The organism is Rubrobacter tropicus (assembly GCF_011492945.1).
Lineage (GTDB): Bacteria > Actinomycetota > Rubrobacteria > Rubrobacterales > Rubrobacteraceae > Rubrobacter_D > Rubrobacter_D tropicus.
Genome location: NZ_CP045119.1, coordinates 495,851 through 517,438 on the forward strand (window position 1 = coordinate 495,851; position 21,588 = coordinate 517,438).

A 21,588-nucleotide genomic window follows, 5' to 3' on the forward strand; every position below is an offset into this window, starting at 1 on the left:
GCGTCCGCTCGTAGCGCCGTCATTGATGTGCTGGCACCGTTGTCTCCTTGCGATGTAGCGAAGTGGTAGCCGCCTGTACAGGAGTAGCAGAGCACCCTCTGCACGGAGCCTCCAAGGTATGAAGTACTACAACGAGGCCGACACCCGGGCGAAGCTCATCGACCCCAAGGTCAAGCTCGCAGGATGGGGTGAAAGCCAGATCGAGCGGGAGCACTACTTCGTGAAGGGCCGCGCCGTGACGGATGGCAGGATTTACCTCGTAGGTGAAGAGTCCCGTCGGCGAGAACCTCGCCGGGTCGACTACCTGCTCCGCTACAACGGCCAGATGATCGCCGTTCTCGAGGCGAAAGACGAGCGCCAAGCACCGGACGCCGGCTTGGAGCAGGCCAAGTCCTACGCCCGTCTGCTCGATGTACCCTTTGCCTACTCCTCAAACGGTCACGCCTTCGTCGAGTTCGACCTGCAGGAGAATAAGAGCCGCGAGCTGGACGGCTTCCCCGCTCCAGACCCTCTCTGGAATCGATGGCAGGCGACGAGGAGTGATAGCGCAGGAGCCGCAGACCTGGTCGCTGAACCTCGGACAGGATACGCGACCGATCCGCTGTTGCAGCCGTTCTGTCCGCCTTCGCGCTCCGGTAAGGAGCTAAGGTACTTCCAAGAGGTCGCGGCCCGACGCGTGATCGAGCGCGTTGTCCGAGGTCAGAGCCGCATCCTGCTCACCATGGCGACCGGGACCGGCAAGACGTTCACGGCTTTCCAGATCGCCTGGAAACTCAAGAAGAGCGGCTGGCTACGTAAGCCGATCCTGTTTATAGCCGACCGCAACGTCCTGCGCGATCAGGCGTACAACGCTTTTGCTCCGTTCGTGGACGGGCAGTCCGATCCTCGCGCCGTTATCGAGGGCGGACGGTTCAACGCCAATCGGGACCTGTACTTCGCGCTCTACCAGGCGCTCGACGCCGAAGACGGCGGTGCCCCCCTCTTCAAGCGCATTCCTCGGGATTTCTTCGGTCTGATCGTCATAGACGAGTGCCACCGTTCGGGATTCGGCAAGTGGAACGAGATCCTCCGCCACTTCCCCAACGCCGTCCAACTCGGCATGACGGCCACGCCGAAGCGGGACGACAACATAGATACCTATGCCTACTTCTGTTCGGAGGAGCCGGAAGTGTACGCGGACCCCGAGGACCCCTCGAAAGGGACTACTCGGCCGCCGGCCTATGCCTACAGCCTTGGACAGGGGATAGACGACGGATTCCTGGCGACCTACAGAGTTCACAAGGTCAGGACGAGCGTGGACAGGGACGGTCTGCACATCGAGGACGCCCAGGTGCAGGGAGCGGAGATCTACATACCCGAGAACGCCGACCTGCGCGACCTGTACAACACCTCGAGCTTCGAGCGCGAGATCACGCTGCCCGACCGCACGAAGGCGATGGTTGAGCACCTCGCCGGTCTCCTCCGGCGCTTCGATCCCATGGAGAAAACCATGGTGTTCTGCGTGGATATGGAGCACGCACGCCTTGCCGCACGACTGCTTCAGAACGAGTTCTCAGACCGTGGCCGTCCTGACTACGCGGTCCCCATAATCTCCGAGGAGGGGGAGGCATCCTCCTGGCTCGAGCGCTTCGCCGACCCCGACCGCGAATGGCCCGTGGTGGCGACGACCGCCGAGCTCCTCTCCACCGGGGTAGACGTGCCTTCTTGCCGCAACGTCGTGTTCATGAAGCCCATCGCCTCGCCGGTCCTGTTCAAGCAGATAGTCGGGCGCGGCTCTCGGGTCGACCCGACCACAGGCAAAGAGTGGTTCCGCATCATCGACTACGTCGGGGCCTCGCGGCTCTTCGACGAGTGGGACCGCCCGCCGGGCGAGCCGCCACCCGCCGTGGACGGACCGCGCACGAGCGTCCTTGAAGGCACCGTCCTCGACGCCGAGTCGGGCGCCCTGATCGTGGGGGCGTCGGTGAGCGCGCGGGTCGCCGCCAACGAGCAGCAAGGTCCGGTTCGCACCGACGAGCACGGGCGCTTCCGCTTCGCCGACCTCCCGGCAGGGACTGTGCGTGTGTACGTGCGCGGGACGGGCTTCCGTCCCCGGGACGTGGGCGCGGAGACGGGGCCAGAAGTGACGGCGAGCATCACTGTCGAGCTCCGGCGGAAAGAGGCTTCGGCAGGAAAGATCAGAATCAGAGGGCTCGAGGTGACCATTGCCGACGAGGCGACGTTTTTCGTCGAGGCCACCGGGGAGCGGCTGACCCTGACCGAATACCTGGATTACACCCGAAGGAAGGTCAGGGGCTACGTCCCGGACTCCGCCAGATTGCATGAAGTCTGGGTCGATCAAGGGAAACGTGAAGAGTTCCTGCGCGAGCTGGAGGCCACGAGCATCGAGGTCGATGTACTGGCCGACGTCCTCGCCAAGCCGGAAGCCGATCGGTACGATCTACTGGCGCACCTTGCGTTCGAGGGACCGATCATCACCCGCGGCGAGAGGGCCGAGGCTTTCGTAAACTACGAGCAAAACTTCATACAGAGCCACGACGAGCGGGCGCGCGAGGTGATCCTAGCCCTGCTGGATAAATACCGGCTCGCAGGCGTGGGAGAGATGACCGATCCCGACGTCTTCTCCCTCTCTCCGTTCAGGGAGATGGGCCGGATGCGGGGATCTGCTAAGCGGCTCGGCGGCGTCGAGGCGTTGAAGGAGACGCTAGACGAGATGCAGAAGCGGATCTACAAGAAGGAGATTGGATGACCCTGGAGAAAGACCTCTGGCGTGCCTGCGACATCTTGCGCCGCGACAACAACTGCGGCGGGGTGATGGAGTACGTCGAGCACATCTCCTGGGTACTCTTCTTAAAGTTCCTCGACGAGCAGGAGAGCGAGTTCGAGACGCGCGCCAACTACGCCAGACGTCCGTACGAGCGCACCGTTGCTGACGAGTACCGTTGGGAGAAGTGGGTTGGCAAGGCGCTCGGGGAGCCGGTCGGCGAAGGGATGCGCACCGCACCGGAGTGGGACGGAGAGGAGTTGATGCGCTTCGTACGGGGTGAGCTTATCCCGCATCTAGCCTCGCTCTCCGGCTCGCCCGAACGCGAGGTTATCTCCGGTGTTTTTGGCGAGAGAAACGTAATCGTGTGCGCCTCGCCTTATAATTTGAAAGACGTGCTAGGCATCGTGGACCGCATCAACTTCGAGAGCGAAGACGATGTCCACACCGTTTCACAGTTCTACGAGGGCCTCCTACGGCGGCTTGGGCAGGAGAACAAGGTCGCTGGCGAGTTCTACACGCCCCGGTCCGTGGTCCGCTTCCTGGTAGACATCGTAGACCCAAAGATCGGTGAGACGGTCTACGATCCGGCGTGTGGGAGCTGCGGCTTCCTTGTCGAGGCCCACGAGCATATGCGTAAGCAAGAGCGGACCATAAAGGATCACCGTGTCCTGCAGGAGAAGACCTTCTACGGTCAAGAGAAGAAGCCTATTCCGGCGCTGCTGGGGTTGATGAACATGGTCCTGCATGGCGTTCGTACGCCGAGCGTACGTCGCCGCAACACCCTCGAAGAGAATGTGACCCGCGGAGTTTCCGAGCGGTTTGACGTTGTGCTCACGAATCCTCCGTTCGGCGGTACGGAGAATGTTCAGATCCAGAACAACTTTCCCGTGAGAGCTAATGCTACCGAGCTGCTATTCCTCCAGCACATTTCGAAAAAACTCCACCCTCGCAAAGGCTCTCGGTGCGGCATGGTTGTCCCCGAGGGCACTCTCTTTCGTGGGGGAGCGTTCGCCGCTGTGAAAAGGCAACTCCCCGAGGACTTCGACCTTCAGATGATCGTTAGTTTACCGTCAGGAGCCTTCGCCCCATACTCTGACGTAAAAACCGCCCTCCTGGTCTTCGAGCGCTCAGGCCCTACTCAAGAGGTCCTCTTCCACGAACTACCACTGCGCACGGGGTTGAAGAAGTTCAGTAAGGGTAATCCCCTGTCCGACGCCGATTTTGCCGAGGCCCGTGAGGCTTGGAAGTTATGGCAGCGCCACCGTCGGGATGAAGGCCCGCGGCCCGAAGCCACCTCGCGCACCTGGATCGAGTCGGCAGAAACCCTGGTGGCCCGTGGGTACGACTTGTCGGCGAAGAACCCTAACCGTCCTGAGGAAGAGACGCCCCAAGCACTAGCCGACATTACGGCTTCCCTCCTCGAGAATAGTCGCCGTCTTCAAGAGATGGCTGCACGTCTCGACACGCTGGTTAATAGTAAGGAACTTGTTTGACTACAGCGCGAGCAGCAATGCGAGCTACGCAAGGCCCCTCGGAGCTTCCCGAGGGCTGGGAATGGGCGCGGTTAGACGACGTGTGCCAGGTTAACCCGCGGAAGCCACAACTGAAGAGGGGTGACGAAGCTCCGACGTCCTTCTTACCGATGTCCGGGGTAGACGAGGTCGACGGGGTAGCTTCCCGTCTCGAAGTCCGCCCTTTTAAGGAAGTGGCTCGTGGGTTCACGTACTTTGAGGAAGAAGACGTGCTCTTCGCCAAGATCACTCCGTCTATGCAAAACGGTAAGAGCGCAGTGGCTCGGGGCCTGTTGGATGGCTTGGGGTTCGGGTCCACCGAATTTCACGTACTCCGTCCCGGTCCTCGCGTTACCGCCGATTGGGTTCATCGTTTCGTTCGGCGGTGGTCTTTTAGACAAGAAGCTAAGGAGCACTTCCGCGGCGCTGTTGGGCAGCAGCGGGTACCACGGGGGTTTCTTGAGGAACACCTTATACCCGTACCACCTACTATCGAGGTGCAAAATCGCATCGTCGCCCGCATTGAGGCGCTGCTCGTAGATGCGAAAGAAGCTCGCGCACTCCTCGAAACAATGCGGCGCGATACCGATCGAGTCATGGACGCAGTGTTGGAGGAGGTTTTCGCTAGGCTGGATCAGGCTGGTTCAGACTCGAGGCTCTTAAAAGAAGTGTTACGTACAAAACCTCAGTACGGCACTTCTCAGAAGGCTTACGATGTCTTGCCTGGCACCCCGATCCTGCGTATGGGCAACATCATCAACGGTAGGATCTCCTTCGAGGATCTGAAGTATGTCGTGCTCGACCCTCGAGAAGAAGCCAAGTTCTTACTCCGCCGCGGGGATATCCTCTTCAACCGCACGAATAGCGCGAAACTCGTCGGGAAGAGTGCCGTTTACGAAAGTTCCGAGGCTACCGTTTTCGCGTCTTTCCTGATCCGCTTGGTAGTCGATCCAACCCTAGCGAACCCTCACTACGTCGTCGCCTACATCAACTCTGGACGGGGTCGAGCCTACATCAGGTCTCAAATGACGCGGGCTATAGGTCAGGTCAACGTGAACGCGACGAAGATCGCCGCAATGCCCATACCTATACCGAAACTGAGAACTCAAGAGCATATCGTTGCTCACCTCGAGTCTGTGCGGGTCGAGGTCGACGAAATACGTCGCTCCTTGAACCGAGATGCCACGCTGCTGAACAGGGTAGAGCAATCGGTGCTTGAAGACGCTTTTAGGGGAAAGCTGTAGGTATGCCCGACGTACGGACGCAGCTTAACCATGTCCGGGATTTGTTCCGTGGCGTGGGCATCGCAGACACTTTCGCAATCATCGAGAATGTGGCCGAACTCCTCCGGCTTGGCGATGCCTATCAGCCACCAAGAGGCATGACGCAGCGTCAGACTCAGGAGGTCCGACAACTTCTTGAGGGGGCCGCTGACAAAGTTGACGGCGTCGGACCCCTATTTGACCGTCACCTACTGTTCCGGCTTTCGAAGATCCTTCCTGGAGGACGCTATCCTACTCCTAGGCATATCGTCTCGATGATATTCCGCATAGCGGAGGTCGAACCTTCACATCGCCTGTGCGACCTAGCGTGTGGAAGCGGTGGATTCCTTGTGTGCCGGGGCATTACTGACGGAAACGTTGAACGTACGGTCGGCGTAGAGATCTCGCCGGAATGGGTGCGTATCGCTCGAACTAACGCGTACCTCCATGATGTACAAGCGCGCGTAGAGGCCGGTAACGCTCTCTACGTCTGCGGACCTAAAGGCGAGCTGGACGGTGAGACCTTCGATCGTATCCTGCTAAACCCGCCCTTCGGTGAGAAACTAGACGCTGGTCTCGCGAAGGAGGTCGTGGGATGGAATGTAGGGAGTCGTAGCGAAACCGTGTTCGCGGCCTTGGCTCTTAGCCGGCTAGCAGACGGAGGCCGAGCGGCGGTCCTGGTGCCCTCTGGGGTGTTGTCCGGTACCGGTGCGGGCGAGCGGGAATTGCGGAGACGATTGGTGGAGGAGCACGATGTCGAAGCCGTGGTCTCTTTGCCGAAAGACGCCTTTCAACCCTTCAGTTCCTTGCAGACTCACCTATTGCTCGTGCGCAAAAGGACGCAAAGTCAGGACGCGAGAACATGGTTCTTGCAGGTCGAGAGCGATGGCTATCCTTCAGGCCGCGGTCGAGACCTAACGATAGATCCCCCAAGTTTCGGCGACCTGCCGCTCATCGAGCGAGTCCTAACCGTGCGCGACGAAGAAGTTGAGGAGTCTCTGCCCGAAGATAGCCCCCGCCTCGGTATAAGGTGGATGAGTCTCGGCGACGGTAACGTGCGCGGCGCAGTAGTCCAGGCTGTCGGTGCAAACGTAATCTCGTCGGCCGAACGTTTTCCCGCTGTCGGAGACGAGGCTGCTTTCGTACTGCTGACGGTAGAGAGCATGTTCGGACAAGGCGGCGATCTCTTCTACGTCAAGGTATCGCTCGACGGGGGGACAGCGGAGCCGCTAGAAGAAGACCCGCAACAACTTATTCAGAGGCTGTACAAGCCCAAGAGCACCGATCCGAACCCCGGAACTAGCTTGTTTTTCAAGCGAGCCGATCCCGTGCGAGCGGTGGCCTTCACTACGGGTGGACGTGCCTTAGGGGTAGCCATACCTAGTAGCTCCACAGGTCCTCCTCAGCACGAACTTAGGCCGAGTAGGTTTGTGGGGGGCGAAGAGGAGACGCACCACGCAGGTTCCCCTACGCAGCTTTTAAGCGACATCTACAAGAACCAGCGCTTGTTGGTCCGTCACGTAGACAACCTCCTGGGACGGCTGGAGTTGAGACCCATAGCGGGTCAAGAGGGGCCCGCGCCCCTGTTGGGAGATGCGGTTCCCTTCGGACGGCTCTCTCCCGGACAGGAGGCCGTGTGGAGACGAGTGCGCGATAGGTTCGAGAACTTAGGGGACGAAGGTCAGGAGAAGGCGGCTTTGTTCACCCTTGAGGAGGTAGATGGGGTGGAACCTGCGACTGTGGCGTCGGACATAACAAGGTTGACCGTCGGGCTGCTAGAGCGTATGGGAATCGTCATGCCGGTGACCGTCACCGATCCGAGCACGGGGAATTCCGCTGCTTTCTACCGGCTCGTCACAGAGAAAGACCTCTGGTTGCTACCGCCTAAAGAGGACCCTCTCGGTGAAGAGGGTGTATCCGAGCAGGGAAACACATGAGGCTCGAGCGTCTGTACATAGGCGATTACCGAGTCTTACGTGACCTCGAGATACATTTCGAACCACCTGAAGAGGTGACGCTTCCGGTCCTTGGACCCGACTATGCGCTCGACTTTCTCGTCGGTGTGAACGGCACGGGTAAGTCGACGGTCCTGCGCGCTTTGAGCGAAATCTTCCGCCGCATGGATGGGGACACAAAGGCCGCTGCGTTCCCGTTCGACATCTCGTACCGTTTGGCGTCCGGCGAAGGAGTTTCCGTTACAAACATCGATCCAGACACGCGGAAGGTATCGCTGGACTTCTGGCTCAGACGCCGAGGAGGGGAGGAGCGCGTAGGCAAAGTAGACGAGCGATACCTGCCTACGAGAATCGTCGCCTTCACGACCGGGAGCGAGGCGGAGTGGGAGATTTCAGAGACTACAGAGGACCCTGACCCAGACGCCGTGCGATTAGTACGGAGCATGACGGCCGACGAGCGAGAAGTTAGAGAAATACCCGGTTTACCCGTCAACACGGGGGAGCCGGGCGAGGATCGTGCAAACCGACAGAACAGGTTATTGTTCATTCGGGCTTCTCAACTGACCTTGGTGACGCTGTGTGGCTTGCTGGCAGATCTTTCGAGGGAAGACCGGCGGCTCAGCGAGGTGCTTAGAGAGGCAAAGGTCGGAAGCTTCAAAGGGTTCTCGCTAAGGTTCCGTACGAACTTGCCCTCCACCGACCCCACCGACCACGCCTACGTCGAGGATCTGGCCAGGCACGCCACACGCGCCCTACGTTTGGGCTCCGATCGTTTGCTAGTCTTCGATCTCGCAGAGCGCCCACAAGACTTCCCAAGTGACGTGCTTGAAGAATTCGATGGCGGCTTGTCACTCTTCGAGACTCTGGCTCGCCTCGCGACCCCTGCCGAAGACGGCCAAGCATCCTTACGCGAAGTGAACCTTTTCGTCGAGCGCTATGAGGCTGAAGAACGGGAGAACGAGCGGGGTGAAGCGCCGCTGATGCACCTCTTCGATTGGCTAAGTGACGGTGAGCGGAGCTTCGTGGGACGCATGTGCCTATTTTCGCTCCTGGGTGCCACCGAGGCACTTGTACTGCTCGACGAACCTGAGGTCCATTTTAATGATTACTGGAAGCGGCAGATCGTGAAGCTCATAGATGGTGCGATCGAGGATAGCGACAGTCATGTATTGATCACGACCCATTCCAGTATTGTGCTGACCGACGTTCCGCGTGAAGACATAGTGATCCTAAACCGCGGCGCCGGCTTTACTGATGATTACTCTTTCCCCGGCATCAAGACCTTTGCCAGCGATCCCAGCGACGTCATGGTGCACGTGTTCGGGGCACCGCAGGCTACAGGGGCGGCGAGCGTACAGCAGATCCAGGAAGCATTAGAACGGTCGCGTCGAGAACCTAATCAAGACGAGCTGAGATGGCTCTTCGATCGTACTGGCCCGGGTTACTGGAGCTACCGGATACGTCGAGAACTGGCGCGAATGGAAAACGAGTGATTCACTGGGTTGCCCTCCCGAGGATAACCCGAAGACGTTTGACCGACGTGGTCGTACTCCAGATGCTACTTCTCAGGTATGCGGCCTCTACAAGCGAATTGGACAGAACTGCTTGCGCCGGTTACATCGACCAATGCGACAGGTTCAGGGGACGCGGAGAGCGTATCGCAGGCTGGGTCTGGCAAGCTCCAGTAAGCAGGAAGGGGCTACTTGCCGAGTTTGCCAAAGGATCCATGGCTCGCAAGCGACTGTGGGTAGATAGGATGTGCAACGAGGTCGTTAACTTACTCCGGGGCCCGAACAGTGCCTTGAAGCTCACTCCTTACCGGGTGCGCAACCCGGAGAGCTGGCGGAGCGCCGGGGCTAAGTTTTTGCGTGGTTTCTACGACTCAGGACTTGGCGCCTCAACTTCCACATTTCCCGAGTATTTGTTCTCTGAACCGAGCGCTGAGCCTTTCGGGAGAGAGCAGTTTCTCAGCGCGTTCCTCACGGTAAATAGAGAGCTACGATTCTGCTCGGCGTGTGATGAGACAAAACACTACACAGTCTCCCGGACCGGTAAACGCGCGTATATAGACCATTACTTCCCAAAGAGCTTGTACCCCCACCTCGCTTGCCATCCGTACAACCTGGTCCCCGTATGTTCATTCTGCAACGAGATAAAGCAAGATCGAGATCCTCTCCTAAGGAAGACTAGAAAAAGGCGAAGCAAACCGTCGCATATCTCGCTACCTTACCGTGGACAATCTGATTTGGGGTCCTGGACTTACCTTAAGGTAAGGCTTCTCGACACGTTGCCTCCTGCTGCGTTCGAGGAACTCAAACCGCAGGGAGCCAACTACCTAACGGACGGCATCGAGACCTTCAGAGAGCTGTACGAGGTGCCCGACCGTTGGGACAAGCAAGTAGACTGTGTTGGTCCCTCGCTAGTTAGACATCTGTTCCAATTCTTGGACGCTCACTTCGTCCCACGCGACGCCGGGCGGATATCAGTGGACTACATGGACTGGTTTTTGTCTCAGCTTATGGATTACCGGGGCAGGGAACCGTTCGCGTTCGCAATGACATGGTGGGCTGCCGCGTTGGTTAACAAGGAACAAGTTGACACTGTCGCGCACGATGCGGAGCACAGCACTTCGCTCATGCTGCAGTTGCCAATACTCTTTGGGTACGATGAAAGGCCGAGACCTGCTCACTTCGAGGATCCAGATGAGTACGAGATCTCAGAAAACCTTCTTGAGGAAGACAACGTTCGCTCCGCTATTGAAACGGCACGAAGCTTAAGGGGGGTGGCCGATACTGCAGCGTGAAGTTCGCAGCCTTCCTCCTGTAAAATCCTACAGTTCTGAGTCCTGATCGAGCTCCCTGCGTAGCAAGCCGGCCTTCACCGGGTGTCCGTTGTCTTTCAACCACCGCACGGTCTCTTGCGCCAGCTTGCGCAGCCGGTCCACCTCCTCTCTCAGGGCAAGTATCTGGTCGAATTCCTCGGACGCCTCCCGCCCACACCACTCCCTTACGAGGGCGTGAACCGGCTCGACCTTCCTCAGCCGCTCCTCGGCCCGCTCGCGGTAAGGAGCGCTGTCGACCCACCACGCGTGGGACGGGACGGGCCCGCCGGAGACCAGTTCCTGCCGCAGCTCGTCCTCCTCCTTCTGTATGCGGCCGAGGACCTTCTGCGGGAACCGTCGGCAGAGGTCCTTCGCCAGCTTCACCGCCGTTTGGAACGGGGCCCTGTACCATCCGAGCCGGTCCACAAAGGCGTAAGGCTCGTCGAGCATCGCATCTTTGTCCAAGCCGAGCCTGAGCGCCGCCGCATCCAGGTCCTGGACGAACAACAGGTCGTACTCTATGGCCCTGTATCCTAGGAAGATTTCCTCTTGAGGGCTAGAGTGCTCGGACAGCGCACCGAAGACCTCACCGGCAGCCTCCCACGTCACCTCGTCGGAGGCCTCCTCCGAGACCTCGACCGCCGCTAGCATTTGGCGCTCCTCTTCGAGGAAGGCCTCCGCTTCCTCCCACGGCGCGAGGAGTCGGATCTTCGGGACCCACTCCTCCAGGCCCTCGTACTCGCCATCGAGCCAGCGGACCCGCGCCTTGTTCGAGCGGGGCGGTCCTTCCTTGACCACCTCGACGGGCCGCACAGGCTCCCCGTACGCGCGCACGCGAGCCCGGTAGGCGAAACGCTGCCCAACGCTATCGGCCCAATCGGATCCCAAGGAGCAACCTCCTTCGATCGACGTTTGCTTCGGCCGCGCCCATGTTAACTATCCGCCCAGGCACCAGCAACGAGCGTACATGTCAGAAGATCAACCGGATTATGGGTGCAGCTCATAGGAAACCTTTTCGATCACTCTCGGCGAAAAGCTCGAGCTTCTACCTCGGATCGCCGGGAGATTGTGGCTTTCTGAGCGACAAGCAAAAGCGCGTAACACCGCCAATTACAGTCGCTTCTATAGCCCAGGTAGCAACTACGCCAGTCGTTTGACAACGGTAAGAGAGATCTATTAAGACGCGGTTCGGGATGCTCTGATTCGAGGGGATAAGTCGAGCCAGCCAGCGCTCTACAGGACCATCGCGTAAACGATAAGTGGTAGACGAGTGGTACACATCAGACGGTCAGCTTGTGGGGCAAGACAAAAAGACCTGCAAAACGGGCATTTTGTGGCGCGCTCGGCAGGACTCGAACCTGCGACCTCCTGATTCGTAGTCAGGCGCTCTATCCGGCTGAGCTACGAGCGCATCGGAAGGTCTATGATACCGCCGCGTTGGGTATCTCTCAAGGCGGGCGCCTCGGTGGCGCGGTTTTGTGGATATACTTGCGGGGTGGTTGTGGTTCGACGGACGAAGGCGGGGTATTGAGCGGGTCGGTTCTGCTGGTCATAGGGGATGACGAGGAGAGGTTGCACCTGAGAAGAGCATTGTCCGGGGAGGGGTGGCGTGTGATCCCGGCCGGCTCAGGCAACCAGGCCCGACAGATGGCGAGCCGCGAAGAGTTCGAGATAGCCGTCGTGGACAACCGCCTCCCGGACGAGCGGGGCTTTCAGGTGATCTCGGCCGTCCAGAAACCGAACGTCTCGACGGTCGCCCTGCTCCGGGACGAGGACACGATGGACCGCATAGTCGGCATCGAGCTCGGCGCGGATTACTACATGCGTTCGCCGGTAAACCCGAGGGAGCTGGTGGCGCGCGTGAAGCAGATCTTCCGCAAGCGCGAGCGCGGCGGCGACGAGGACTCGGGCAGGCTCTTCGTGGGAGACCTTGAAATAGACCCGGACCAGGTCCTCGTCCGGAAGGGCGAGAAGGAGATCGCTCTCTCACCCCGCGAGTTCAAATTGCTGCACACCCTCGCCCGCAGCCCCGGACGCGTCTTCCCCCGTACCGCCCTACTCCGCCAGGTGTGGGGCGAGGACGAGTTCATAGACGAAAGAACCGTCAACGTCTACGTCCAGCGCCTGCGCAACAAACTGGGCGACAACCCGAACGAGCCGAAGATGATAGAGACCGTCAGAGGGTTCGGGTACCGCCTCGTAAGACCGAGCGGTTAGCGGCTCGCGAAGCGAGCCGCGCTTTCGGCTTTCAGCGGTCAGCTTTTGGTCTCAAGGTCGTGGAGAGGAGGCGCTGCGGGTACCCGATGGTGTCCTCGCGCGGGTTCACCCCTTCCGAAGGCACGTTTCGCTTCACTACAGCGGTTTGCAGAATCTCAAGCCCGTTGGGGGTGGGCCTACGGGTTTTTGGGCTTTCGGGTTCCGAGGGGTGGAGGGTCGGGGCCCGCCCGCGGCCTCGTGGCGCGCCCCTGAAAACCTGAGTGCCTCAAAACCCAAAAACCTCACCAACGATGAGGGTCGGTCTCTCCGCAAACCGCTGTAGAAAAAACTGATAGCTGAAGGCTGACAGCCGAAAGCCCGGCGCTCTACGAGCGCCGGATAAGCGCCCCGCCCCGGATCGTCTCCCCCGGCCTGACGTTGTAGCCGTGGCCCACTATGCAGTCCTCGAGGTACGCGCCGTCGCCGACCATGGAGCCGGGGAGCAGGATGCTACGCTTGATGGTGGCGTCGGGCCGCACCCAGCAGTCGGTGCCGATGGTAACGTCGCCGGAGAGGGTTACGCCGCGGCCAACCACCGCGTCCCTGCCCACGAGGACGTGGCCCTCTATGTTGGCGGCCGGGTGGATCTGGGCGTCCTCCCCGACCCACAGGCTCTCGCCGCGTTTTTCGCCGGGGATCTCGACGCCGACCTTCCCCGAGAGCACGTCGTACTGGGCCTGCCTGTACGCCTCCAAAGTCCCTATGTCCGACCAGTAGAAATCCCCCTGGTAACCGACGAACCGTTCCCCGTTCTCGAGGAACTTGGGGAAGACGTCCTTGGCGAAGTCGAAGAAGGTTTCCGCGGGGACGTAGTCGAGCGCCCGCGGCTCCAGCACGTAGATGCCCGTGTTGGCGAGGGTGCTTATGGCCTCCTCGGGGTCGGGCTTCTCCTGGAAACCGAGGATGCCCGAGTCTTCGTCTATCTCGACCACCCCGAACTCGGAGGTGTCGTAGACCCATCGCAGCGCTATGGTCGCGAGCGCCCCCTTCTCCTTGTGGAAGCGGACCAGCTCGCCGATATCGATGTCCGTCAGGGCGTCGCCGGAGACGACGACGAAGGTGTCGTCGAAGCGTTCGGCCAGCCGCCTGACGCCGCCGGCGGTGCCCAAGAGCTCGTCCTCCCTGCTCAGTTGGACTTTCATGCCGTTTATTCGCGACTCCTCGCCGTAGGCTTCGAGGAGGGCGTCCGCCAGGTAGTGAACGTTAACGTGAACCTCGTCGACGCCGTGCCTGGCGAGGAGGCCGAAGATGTGGCCGATGATCGGGGTGTCGACGACGGGGGCGAGGGGCTTTGGGATCTCCCCCGTCAACGGAAAGAGGCGGGTGCCCTTGCCGGCCGCGAGCGCCATTGCCTTCATAGTCGGTCTACCATCCTTTGTCCTCGTTCCGTTTGGCCCTCTTCTCGAAGGCGCCCTAAAGGTCCACGCCCATCAGGCCCTGCTGCAGCCCGCCGGTCCGTGCTCTATATTCACCCCCGTGCATGACGGCACTTTACACCGGCTCTTCCCGTCGGCCAAGTTCGACGAACCGCTCAAGCGCTACACGGCGTGGAAGATAGGCGGTCCGGCCGACGCCCTACTCGAACCGAAGAGCGCGGACGAGGTCGTCGCAGCGGTAAACGCGGCCCGCGAGAACGACGTGCCCGTTACGGTTCTCGGCGGCGGTACGAACGTGCTGGTGCGCGACGGCGGCATCAGGGGCCTGACCATCAGACTCGCAAAATCCCTGACGAACGTCGAGGCGGACGGTACCTCCGTAATCGCCGACGCCGGCGTCCTCTACCCGGTCCTCGCCAACACCACGGCCGCCAAGGGCCTCGCCGGCCTGGAGTTCGCCACGGGCATCCCGGGCACCGTCGGCGGCGCCGTCTTCATGAACGCCGGCGCCTACGGCTCGGAGACCACGGAGGTCCTGGATTGGGCCGACGTCTTCGAGGCGGACGCCGGCGAGGTCGTCAGGATGAAAAACGAGGACCTGCGCCTCTCCTACCGCCGGAGCATCCTGCACGAGCACCCCGACTGGCTCGTCCTGCGGGCCGGCTACACCTTGCGACCCGGCGACGCGGAGTCGCTCAAGGCCCGCATAAAAGAGTTCAGGGCCCAGCGCATGAACGGCTCCCCGAACAGGCCGAGTTGCGGCTCCACCTTCAAACGCCCCCCCGGCGACTTCCCCGGCCGCGTCATAGAAGCCGCAGGCCTCAAAGGCACCAGGGTGGGAAACCTCGAAGTCTCACCCGTCCACGCCAACTACCTCGTAAACCTCGGCGGCGGCACCGCCGAAGATGCCCTGAAGTTGATAGAACTCGTCAGGAATACCGTCCGCGAGAAGCTGGGCGTCGAGCTCGAATCCGAAGTGAGGGTGATCGGCGAGCCGTAGGATCTTAGCTTTCAGCAGTCAGCTTCAAGGTTCGCCATCCGGGTTCTGAGACGGACTCGCGACGTTTGGAGGGCTTCTTGTGGGGACGCGGTTCCGCCATAGACGACTTAGCTGATCGCTGATCGCTGATCGCTGACAGCCTGTTTCGGCGAACGCCGAAACAGGTCCGGTATCTCCGCAAGGTCCGTGTGCGAATCGCAGGCGTCGAGAAGCGCTTGCGAGGTGCATTGGGCCGCGCTTATGACCTCTACGCGCAAGCCCTTTTCGCTCTGGAGGTATTCGACGGCCTCGACGTAGTCGCCGTCGCCCGAGACGAGGACGTACGTGTCGGCGTGGGAGGCGAGGCGCATCATGTCGACGACTATGCCGACGTCCCAGTCGCCCTTGTGGGAGACGGCGCGTTCGCCCTGCGGGGTGGTCGTCTCGTGGACCTGGAGCGGTTTGGAGCGCACCTTGTAGCCGAACTTGTTGAGGTTGTAGACGAACGGGCGGGCCGAGGGGGTGCCCTGGGCCTCGTCCGTCTCTTGCTTCTCTACGATGTAGAAGGTGGCGCGGAGAAGTTTACGGTCGCCGACGGCCGCTTGGAGGAGGCGGGAGTAGTCCAAGACGCCCTTGTGGTAGCTTTTGATCGAGTGGTACAGGTTAGCCCCGTCCACAAAGACCGCAACCCGCCCGCCATGACCACGCCCCTCCATCGCGCGAATGGTAGCAGAAAATACCCGTCGCCCCTTTAAGAATGGCGGTTTACCCTGCGGGACAACTGGGTTAATATCCGTAGGCTTTACGGGACAGAGACCGGTTGGGAGGGATCGCCACGGACTTCGAGGTCAGCATCGACGAGCACGCCGACGATTACTCCGTCGTGGCCGTCCGCGGCGAGATGGATCTCCACACCTCCCCGAAGGTCCAGGGCGCCATCGAACGGGCCTCCGAGAGCAACGGCGTGGACGCCGTCGTCGTGGACATGAGCGGTGTGGCCTTCATGGACTCGACGGCCCTCTCGGCCCTCGTACGCTCCAAGGACGCCCTCGGAAAACGGGACGTCGCCCTGCGCCTCGCCGCGCCCTCGGACGCCGTGGCCCGTATCTTCTCCGTCACCGGCTTCCACGACTTCTTCGAGGTCTTCGACTCCCGCGAAGCCGCCATCACCGCCTAGAGGCCGTGCCGGCGATTTTGCGTGCCCGGCAGGATCGTCCACGCTAGCTTTCGATCACGAGAATCATCGTCGGTGGAGCGTGAAGGGAACGACCATCCTTGAACAAACTGCCCCTCGTAGATTCGCACCTCGACCTGGCGGAGAACACGACGCTTTTCGGACGCGACCTGACCCTGGGGGTGGCCGAAACAAGGGCGCTCGAGAGACGCACGACGCAGCAGGCGACCGTCTCACTCCCCGAACTCGAACGGGGGGGGTATAGCGGTGGCCTTCGCGACGGTGACCGCGGGTTTCCTGGCCGAGGACGTCGGCGAGGGTTTCGAACCCGGATCTGCCATCTACCGCACGCCGGAGGAGGCCGAAGCGCAGGCGCTCGTCCAGGTTGGGCTGTACGAAAGCTGGGAAGAGGAAGGCCGCGTGCGGCTTATCCGATCTGTAAACGACCTGGATCATCACCTGCGCCTGTGGCAACACGACCGCAAGCCGGGGCTCGTCTTGCTCATGGAAGGCGCGGACCCTATCGTTCGTGTACGCGACCTGCCCGGATGGTGGCGGCGCGGCCTCAGGATGATCGGGCTCACGTTCGGCGACACGAACTACGCAACGGGGGTGGGCGGCGGCAGTCCTGCGTTCAAACGGGGCGGCCTGACGCCGAAGGGCTTCGAATTGCTCGGGAATATGGCGGAACTAGGCTTTATCTGGGACATCTCGCACCTCGCCGAAGACGGTGTATGGCAAGGGCTGGATCTCGGGTTCCCCCGTGTTTGTGCGTCACACGCGAACGCCCGAGCCTTAACACCGACGGACAGGCATCTGGACGACGAAGCCATCCGTGCCGTGGCCGAACGGGGTGGGGTAGTCGGTCTCGTCCTCTACAATGGTTTTCTCGAGCCCCGCTGGAGACAAGACAAAACCGTACCCGTCACGCTCGAAAAACACCTGCGGCGACACGCAAACCACGTCGCAGGCCTCGTCGGTTGGGAACACGTAGGGATAGGCTCCGACCTGGACGGCGGCCTGGGCCTCGAAGAGAGCCCGTCGGAGATAGACACGGTGGCCGACCTGTACAAGGTGGGATCGGTCGTGCCCGCCGAATTTAGGGAAGCGGTGCTGGGCACAAACTGGTTGGGTTTCCTCAGATCCTCGCTGCCGCAAACCTCGTGATGCCGAAACGATTTGAGTGTCGCTGGCGTCCGTGATCCCCGGTCCGTCGCGTACTAGAATCTGATGGTTATGATGGCCGACGTAAAAAAGCTGGAGATTCCCGAGCCCGTCGTTCGCCTCGGCGAGGCGTTCCGGGGGGCGGGGCACGAGCTGTACCTCGTCGGCGGGTACGTGCGGGACAGATTGCTCGGTGGTCACGAGGAGGCGAAGCCGGACGCCGACGCGACGACCGGAGCGCGGCCGGCGGAGATAAAGCGCCTGCTCCGGCCCCTCGCCGACGATTTGTGGGCCGTCGGGGAGCGCTTTGGGACCATAGGGGCGACGGTCGGCGGCTACGCGGTGGAGGTCACTACTTACAGGAGCGACCTCTACACGGAGGGGAGCCGGCACCCCGAGGTCCGCTTCGGGGACAGCCTGGTCGAGGACCTGGCCCGGCGGGACTTCACCATAAACGCAATCGCGGCCGATGCCCTTACGGGGGAGATCTCCGACCCCTTCGAGGGCAGGAAGGACCTTGAGAGCGGCGTGATCCGTCCGGTGGGAGACCCGCTCGACCGGATGCGCGACGACCCCTTGCGGATGCTCCGCGCCGTCCGCTTCGAGACGACCCTGTCGAAACCGGACAAACCCTTCGCCCTCACGACGGACCTGGAGAAGGCCATTCGGGAGAACGCCCGCTGGCTCGAGAGCATAAGCGCAGAGCGCATCCGGGAGGAGTTCGAGAAGGTCCTTCTCTCCGAGAACGTAACGGCCGGCCTGCGGGCCCTGGTGCGCCTGGGGCTCATGCCCTACATCGTGCCCGAGTTCATGGAGACCTTGAAGGTCGAGCAGGAGGCGGAGTTCCACCACAAGGACGTCTTCGAGCACACCCTGATTGTGGTCCAGAACGTCGAGAATACCCCGGTCTTGCGCAAGGCCGCCTTTTTCCACGACATCGGCAAGCCCCGCACCCTCGTCTACGAGCACCGCTGCACCTACTGCGGCGCCAAGAGCGCGCAGAAGACTACCGGAGAGGGGGAGTGCGAGGTCTGCAGGGGGCGCACGATCCCGAAGAAGATCCACTTCTACGGCCACGAGAACGTGGGCGCCGGCATCGCGCGGCGGGCGATGAAGCGTCTGGCCTACCCGAAGGACGACACCGACGCCGTCTCCCACCTCGTCGCCCACCACATGCGGCCGATGGGCTACGCCGTGGGGCGCGACCCGTGGAGCGATTCGGCCGTCAGGCGCTTCGTCAGGGACACGTACCTCGCCCGCGGGGACAAAGTACTCGCCGACGTGGACATGCTGCTCAAGCTCGCCCGGGCCGACATCACGGGGAGCGCGCCGAGAAGACGGCGCGTCGCAGAGGCCTCGTGGCAGAGCCTCAAGGACAGGGTGGACGAGGTCCGGGCCGAGGACTCCATCGAGAGGTTGGAGAGCCCGCTCGACGGCAACGACCTGATGCGGATGTTCGACCGGCCTCCGGGGCGTTGGATCAAGCCCATAAAAGACCACCTTCAGGGCGAGGTTATAGAAGGCCGCCTCGCCAAGGACGACACAGGGACGGCCCGCCAACTGGCCGAGGCCTTCGCCCGGGAGCACGACCTCTTCGGAGAGGAGTAGAATCGTGGAGACCTTCGACCCCCTGGTCCGGACCAACTGGCTTCAAGACCACCTCGAAGACCCCGACCTGCGCGTCGTGGACATCCGGGGCTACGTCAAGAAGACGGACCTCGGCGGGGGCCGCCAGAGTGCCGAGTACCTCCCGGCCCGCGAAGAGTACGACGAGGCCCACGTCCCGGGCGCCGCTTTCGTGGACTGGACCAGCGACATAACCGACCCAAACGACCCGGTTCCCGCCCAGATCGCCCCGCCCGTCCGCTTCGCGGACCTGATGGGCTCTCTAGGCATCGGAGATGGGACGCACGTGGTCGTCTACGACCACGCCGGCGGCCAGTTCGCCACCCGCCTGTGGTGGGCCCTGACGTACTACGGCCACGACCGCGTCTCCGTCCTCGACGGCGGCTGGGACAAGTGGACCGCCGAGAACCGCCCGACCACGGACGAGGCCCCGACCCCGCCGCCTGCCCGCTTCACCCCGAGGCCAAGAACCGGCTGGCGCAAGGAGGCCGCCGACGTGCTGGACGCGAGCAAGGGCGAAGCCCTCGTGCTCGACGCCCGAGACGAGGGACAGTACACCGGGGCCGTGACGAGGGGCGAGGGGCGTCCCGGTCACGTTCCGGGGGCGAAGCACCTGCACGCGGACGGCCTCTTCGGTCCGGACGGAACCTTTCTCTCCGACGAGGAACTCGAGGAAAAGCTGCGGGAGGCGGGCGTGCCGGAGGACAGGGAGGCTTCCGTCATCGCCTACTGCAACGGCGGGGTGGCGGCGACCGTGCCGCTCTTCGCGCTGCACCGGCTCGGGTACGAAAACCTCGCCAACTACGACGGTTCGTGGAACGAGTGGGGCGTGAGGGAGGACCTTCCCGCCGAGCGCTAGGCGGTTCGCTGCGCGAACCGCGCTGTCAGCTATCAGCCGTCAGCTTTTTGGTCTCGCCCTTAGCTACAGCGTCGGGAGTGGGCTGTCCGTTCGTACGCCCGAGGGCGGTTCGCGGACGGTTGGAACCTCTCGAAAACGTGCTCCGTGTCGGTCTAGAAACGGGGTGGCTGAGGGCTGAAAGCTGAAAGCCGACGGCTCGATGCTACAATCGCGTGCGGATATGGAGAGAAGCCGGGCAAAAAAGATCATCTTGTGGGTGCTCAGCCCGATCATGGTTCTGGCCGGGATCGCCCTTATAGCCTCGTTCTTGCTGGCCGGCCGCCTCGACAGCACGGCCACCAACAGCGAGGACCCGGGCGGCTTCAACGTGCCCAGGCTCGAGACCACCCAGGGCAACGAGGAGACGACCCAGGCCGGGCCGCAGGACACCACCCTCAAGCTGACGGTGCCCGCGATGAGCCGCGTAGAGGACGACGAGATCCCCTCCACGACGGGGGACGACGAGGCCAAACTCAAGGAGTACGCCGCCATCCACCTCGAAGGCACGGGCTTCCCGTGGCAGGACGAGGCGAACGTCTACATCGCCGGCCACCGCCTCGGGTTCCCAAACACCGAGAGCTGGCTGACCTTCTGGGATATGGACAAGGTCTCGGTGGGCGACGAGGTTTTCGTCACCGACGCCGAAGGCACCGAGTACACCTACAAGGTCTTCAAAGAGTTCACCGTCGGCCCCTCCGACACCTCGGTCACCAACGCCGAACCCGGTAAGAACATCCTCACGCTCCAGACCTGCACGCTCCCCGACTACTCCCAGCGCCTCATAATCCAGGCCGAGCTAACGGATACGTCGGAGAAGGCGGCCTAGCGGCCCGGGGAACCCGGGCCGCGCTCTCGGCTTTCGGCCATCAGCTTTCAGCTCTTGCTGCCGGGTCGGTGCTCTCATCCTTTGTTGAACTCTTGCGCCTTGAAGCGTTGGGCCGTTATCCCTTTCGATTCGTCCGAGGCCAGGTAGAGGAAGACGGCCGTGTTCTCTTCCGGGGTGATGCGGGTCTGGGGGTCTTCTTCCGGGTAGGCGGCGGCGCGCATGCCGGTGCGCATCCCGCCGGGGTCCACGGCGTTGGAGCGGATGCCGCGGTCTTTTAGCTCGGCTGCCAGGATCTGGGAAAGGCCTTCCATCCCGAACTTGCTGACGGAGTAGGCGCCCCATTCGGCCCTTCCATCGACGCTTACGCCGCTTACGACGTTTATGATGGAGCCGCCCTCGCGCATGTGGGGGATGGCCGCCTTTGAGACGAGGTACGGGCCGGTGAGGTTCGCGTCGATAACGCGCCGCCACTCGTCCTCCGGGTAATCTTCTATTGCGACGCGGGGGCCGAGCACGCCCGCGTTGTTTACGAGCACGTCGATCCCCCCGAACCTTCCGACCGCCTCGTCGACGAGGCTTTGCGCGTCTTCGCCTTTCGACACGTCCGCCGCCACGGCGTGCACCTCCGTGCCCAGACCTTCGACCTCTTCGGCGACGGGGCGGATGCTTTGCTCGCTGCGGGAGTTTACGACGAGCGATGCGCCCTCCTTCGCGTAGGCGAGGGCGAGCGCTTTCCCGAGCCCCTGGCTCGCGCCGGTTATGAGGGCGACTTTGTCTTGTAGCATGGGTCTTCCTTTCGGCAGCTTGTCGGCATTTCAGCACGCCGCCTTCGGCGGCTCTCAGCCCGTCAGCTTAAACGGTGGGCGGCGGGTTTGCGTGCGGGGGCGGGGGGCTTTGTGCATCGTTTCCGACCGTTACGCAATATGCGAGTTCATGTAATCCGTCTGTTACCCGGCTCCCAGACCTTCTCCGC

General features: G+C 62.0%; 16 protein-coding genes, 1 tRNA gene and 1 pseudogene. 13 read left to right on the forward strand and 5 right to left on the reverse strand.

Going from position 1 to position 21,588, the window contains the following annotated elements:
* Positions 1–118 precede the first annotated feature (118 nt).
* Genes hsdR through GBA63_RS02325 form a run of 6 tightly spaced genes read left to right on the forward strand, consistent with a single transcriptional unit; the run spans position 119 to position 10,298 of the window.
* Entirely contained in the window at positions 119–2,749 is a 2,631-nt protein-coding gene (gene hsdR / locus GBA63_RS02300) for an EcoAI/FtnUII family type I restriction enzme subunit R (protein WP_166173097.1), read from the forward strand.
* Positions 2,746–4,260, forward strand: a complete 1,515-nt coding sequence (locus GBA63_RS02305) for a type I restriction-modification system subunit M (RefSeq protein ID WP_166173099.1) — start codon at positions 2,746–2,748, stop codon at positions 4,258–4,260. Before hsdR ends, GBA63_RS02305 begins: the two co-directional genes overlap by 4 nt.
* Positions 4,261–4,277: 17 nt before the next feature.
* Positions 4,278–5,522 carry a restriction endonuclease subunit S gene (locus GBA63_RS02310; protein WP_228282438.1) on the forward strand — a complete coding sequence of 415 codons (1,245 nt, stop codon included), beginning with the start codon at positions 4,278–4,280 and terminating at the stop codon, positions 5,520–5,522.
* Positions 5,523–5,575: 53 nt separating this feature from the next.
* A complete protein-coding gene (locus GBA63_RS02315) occupies positions 5,576–7,477 on the forward strand; it encodes an HsdM family class I SAM-dependent methyltransferase (RefSeq protein WP_166173103.1) in 1,902 nt (633 codons plus the stop codon).
* On the forward strand, positions 7,474–8,988 hold the full coding sequence (locus GBA63_RS02320) for an AAA family ATPase (RefSeq protein WP_166173105.1): 1,515 nt from the start codon (positions 7,474–7,476) through the stop codon (positions 8,986–8,988). Before GBA63_RS02315 ends, GBA63_RS02320 begins: the two co-directional genes overlap by 4 nt.
* Before the next feature lie 38 nt (positions 8,989–9,026).
* Positions 9,027–10,298, forward strand: a complete 1,272-nt coding sequence (locus tag GBA63_RS02325) for a hypothetical protein (protein ID WP_166173107.1) — start codon at positions 9,027–9,029, stop codon at positions 10,296–10,298.
* A gap of 27 nt (positions 10,299–10,325) precedes the next feature.
* Here the strand turns inward: GBA63_RS02325 and GBA63_RS02330 are convergent, their stop codons facing one another.
* Positions 10,326–11,204, reverse strand: a complete 879-nt coding sequence (locus GBA63_RS02330; RefSeq protein ID WP_166173109.1) for a hypothetical protein — start codon at positions 11,202–11,204, stop codon at positions 10,326–10,328.
* Positions 11,205–11,650: 446 nt separating this feature from the next.
* Positions 11,651–11,727 (reverse strand) — tRNA-Arg (locus tag GBA63_RS02335).
* A gap of 116 nt (positions 11,728–11,843) precedes the next feature.
* Between GBA63_RS02335 and GBA63_RS02340 the strand changes: the two genes are divergently transcribed.
* Positions 11,844–12,533: a response regulator transcription factor gene (locus GBA63_RS02340; RefSeq protein WP_166173111.1), complete on the forward strand. Its 690-nt coding sequence runs from the start codon at positions 11,844–11,846 to the stop codon at positions 12,531–12,533.
* Positions 12,534–12,898: 365 nt separating this feature from the next.
* Here the strand turns inward: GBA63_RS02340 and GBA63_RS02345 are convergent, their stop codons facing one another.
* Complete coding sequence (locus GBA63_RS02345; protein ID WP_166173113.1) at positions 12,899–13,930, reverse strand: sugar phosphate nucleotidyltransferase; 1,032 nt, start codon at positions 13,928–13,930, stop codon at positions 12,899–12,901.
* Between GBA63_RS02345 and murB the strand changes: the two genes are divergently transcribed.
* Positions 13,902–14,948: a UDP-N-acetylmuramate dehydrogenase gene (murB, locus tag GBA63_RS02350; protein ID WP_207957036.1), complete on the forward strand. Its 1,047-nt coding sequence runs from the start codon at positions 13,902–13,904 to the stop codon at positions 14,946–14,948. The two genes, GBA63_RS02345 and murB, sit on opposite strands and share 29 nt — an antisense overlap.
* Before the next feature lie 107 nt (positions 14,949–15,055).
* Here murB and GBA63_RS02355 read toward each other — a convergent pair whose 3' ends face one another.
* The gene (locus GBA63_RS02355; protein WP_166173117.1) at positions 15,056–15,643 is read right to left on the reverse strand and encodes a LabA-like NYN domain-containing protein; all 588 of its coding nucleotides are present in this window, start codon (positions 15,641–15,643) and stop codon (positions 15,056–15,058) included.
* 104 nt (positions 15,644–15,747) lie between these two features.
* Between GBA63_RS02355 and GBA63_RS02360 the strand changes: the two genes are divergently transcribed.
* From GBA63_RS02360 to GBA63_RS02380, 5 genes and pseudogenes are all read left to right on the forward strand, one after another.
* Positions 15,748–16,104 carry an STAS domain-containing protein gene (locus tag GBA63_RS02360; RefSeq protein WP_166173119.1) on the forward strand — a complete coding sequence of 119 codons (357 nt, stop codon included), beginning with the start codon at positions 15,748–15,750 and terminating at the stop codon, positions 16,102–16,104.
* 246 nt (positions 16,105–16,350) lie between these two features.
* Positions 16,351–17,268, forward strand: a pseudogene (locus tag GBA63_RS02365) (dipeptidase); the annotation flags it as partial.
* 69 nt (positions 17,269–17,337) lie between these two features.
* Complete coding sequence (locus tag GBA63_RS02370) at positions 17,338–18,873, forward strand: HD domain-containing protein (protein WP_166173121.1); 1,536 nt, start codon at positions 17,338–17,340, stop codon at positions 18,871–18,873.
* A 4-nt stretch (positions 18,874–18,877) separates the two neighbouring features.
* Complete coding sequence (locus GBA63_RS02375) at positions 18,878–19,750, forward strand: sulfurtransferase (protein WP_166173123.1); 873 nt, start codon at positions 18,878–18,880, stop codon at positions 19,748–19,750.
* Between the two features lie 256 nt (positions 19,751–20,006).
* Positions 20,007–20,615, forward strand: coding sequence for a class E sortase (locus GBA63_RS02380; RefSeq protein ID WP_228282439.1), 609 nt, complete (start codon positions 20,007–20,009; stop codon positions 20,613–20,615).
* A 74-nt stretch (positions 20,616–20,689) separates the two neighbouring features.
* Here GBA63_RS02380 and GBA63_RS02385 read toward each other — a convergent pair whose 3' ends face one another.
* Positions 20,690–21,400 (reverse strand): SDR family NAD(P)-dependent oxidoreductase, encoded by a 711-nt coding sequence (locus GBA63_RS02385; RefSeq protein ID WP_166173127.1) that lies wholly within the window; start codon positions 21,398–21,400, stop codon positions 20,690–20,692.
* Positions 21,401–21,588 lie beyond the last annotated feature (188 nt).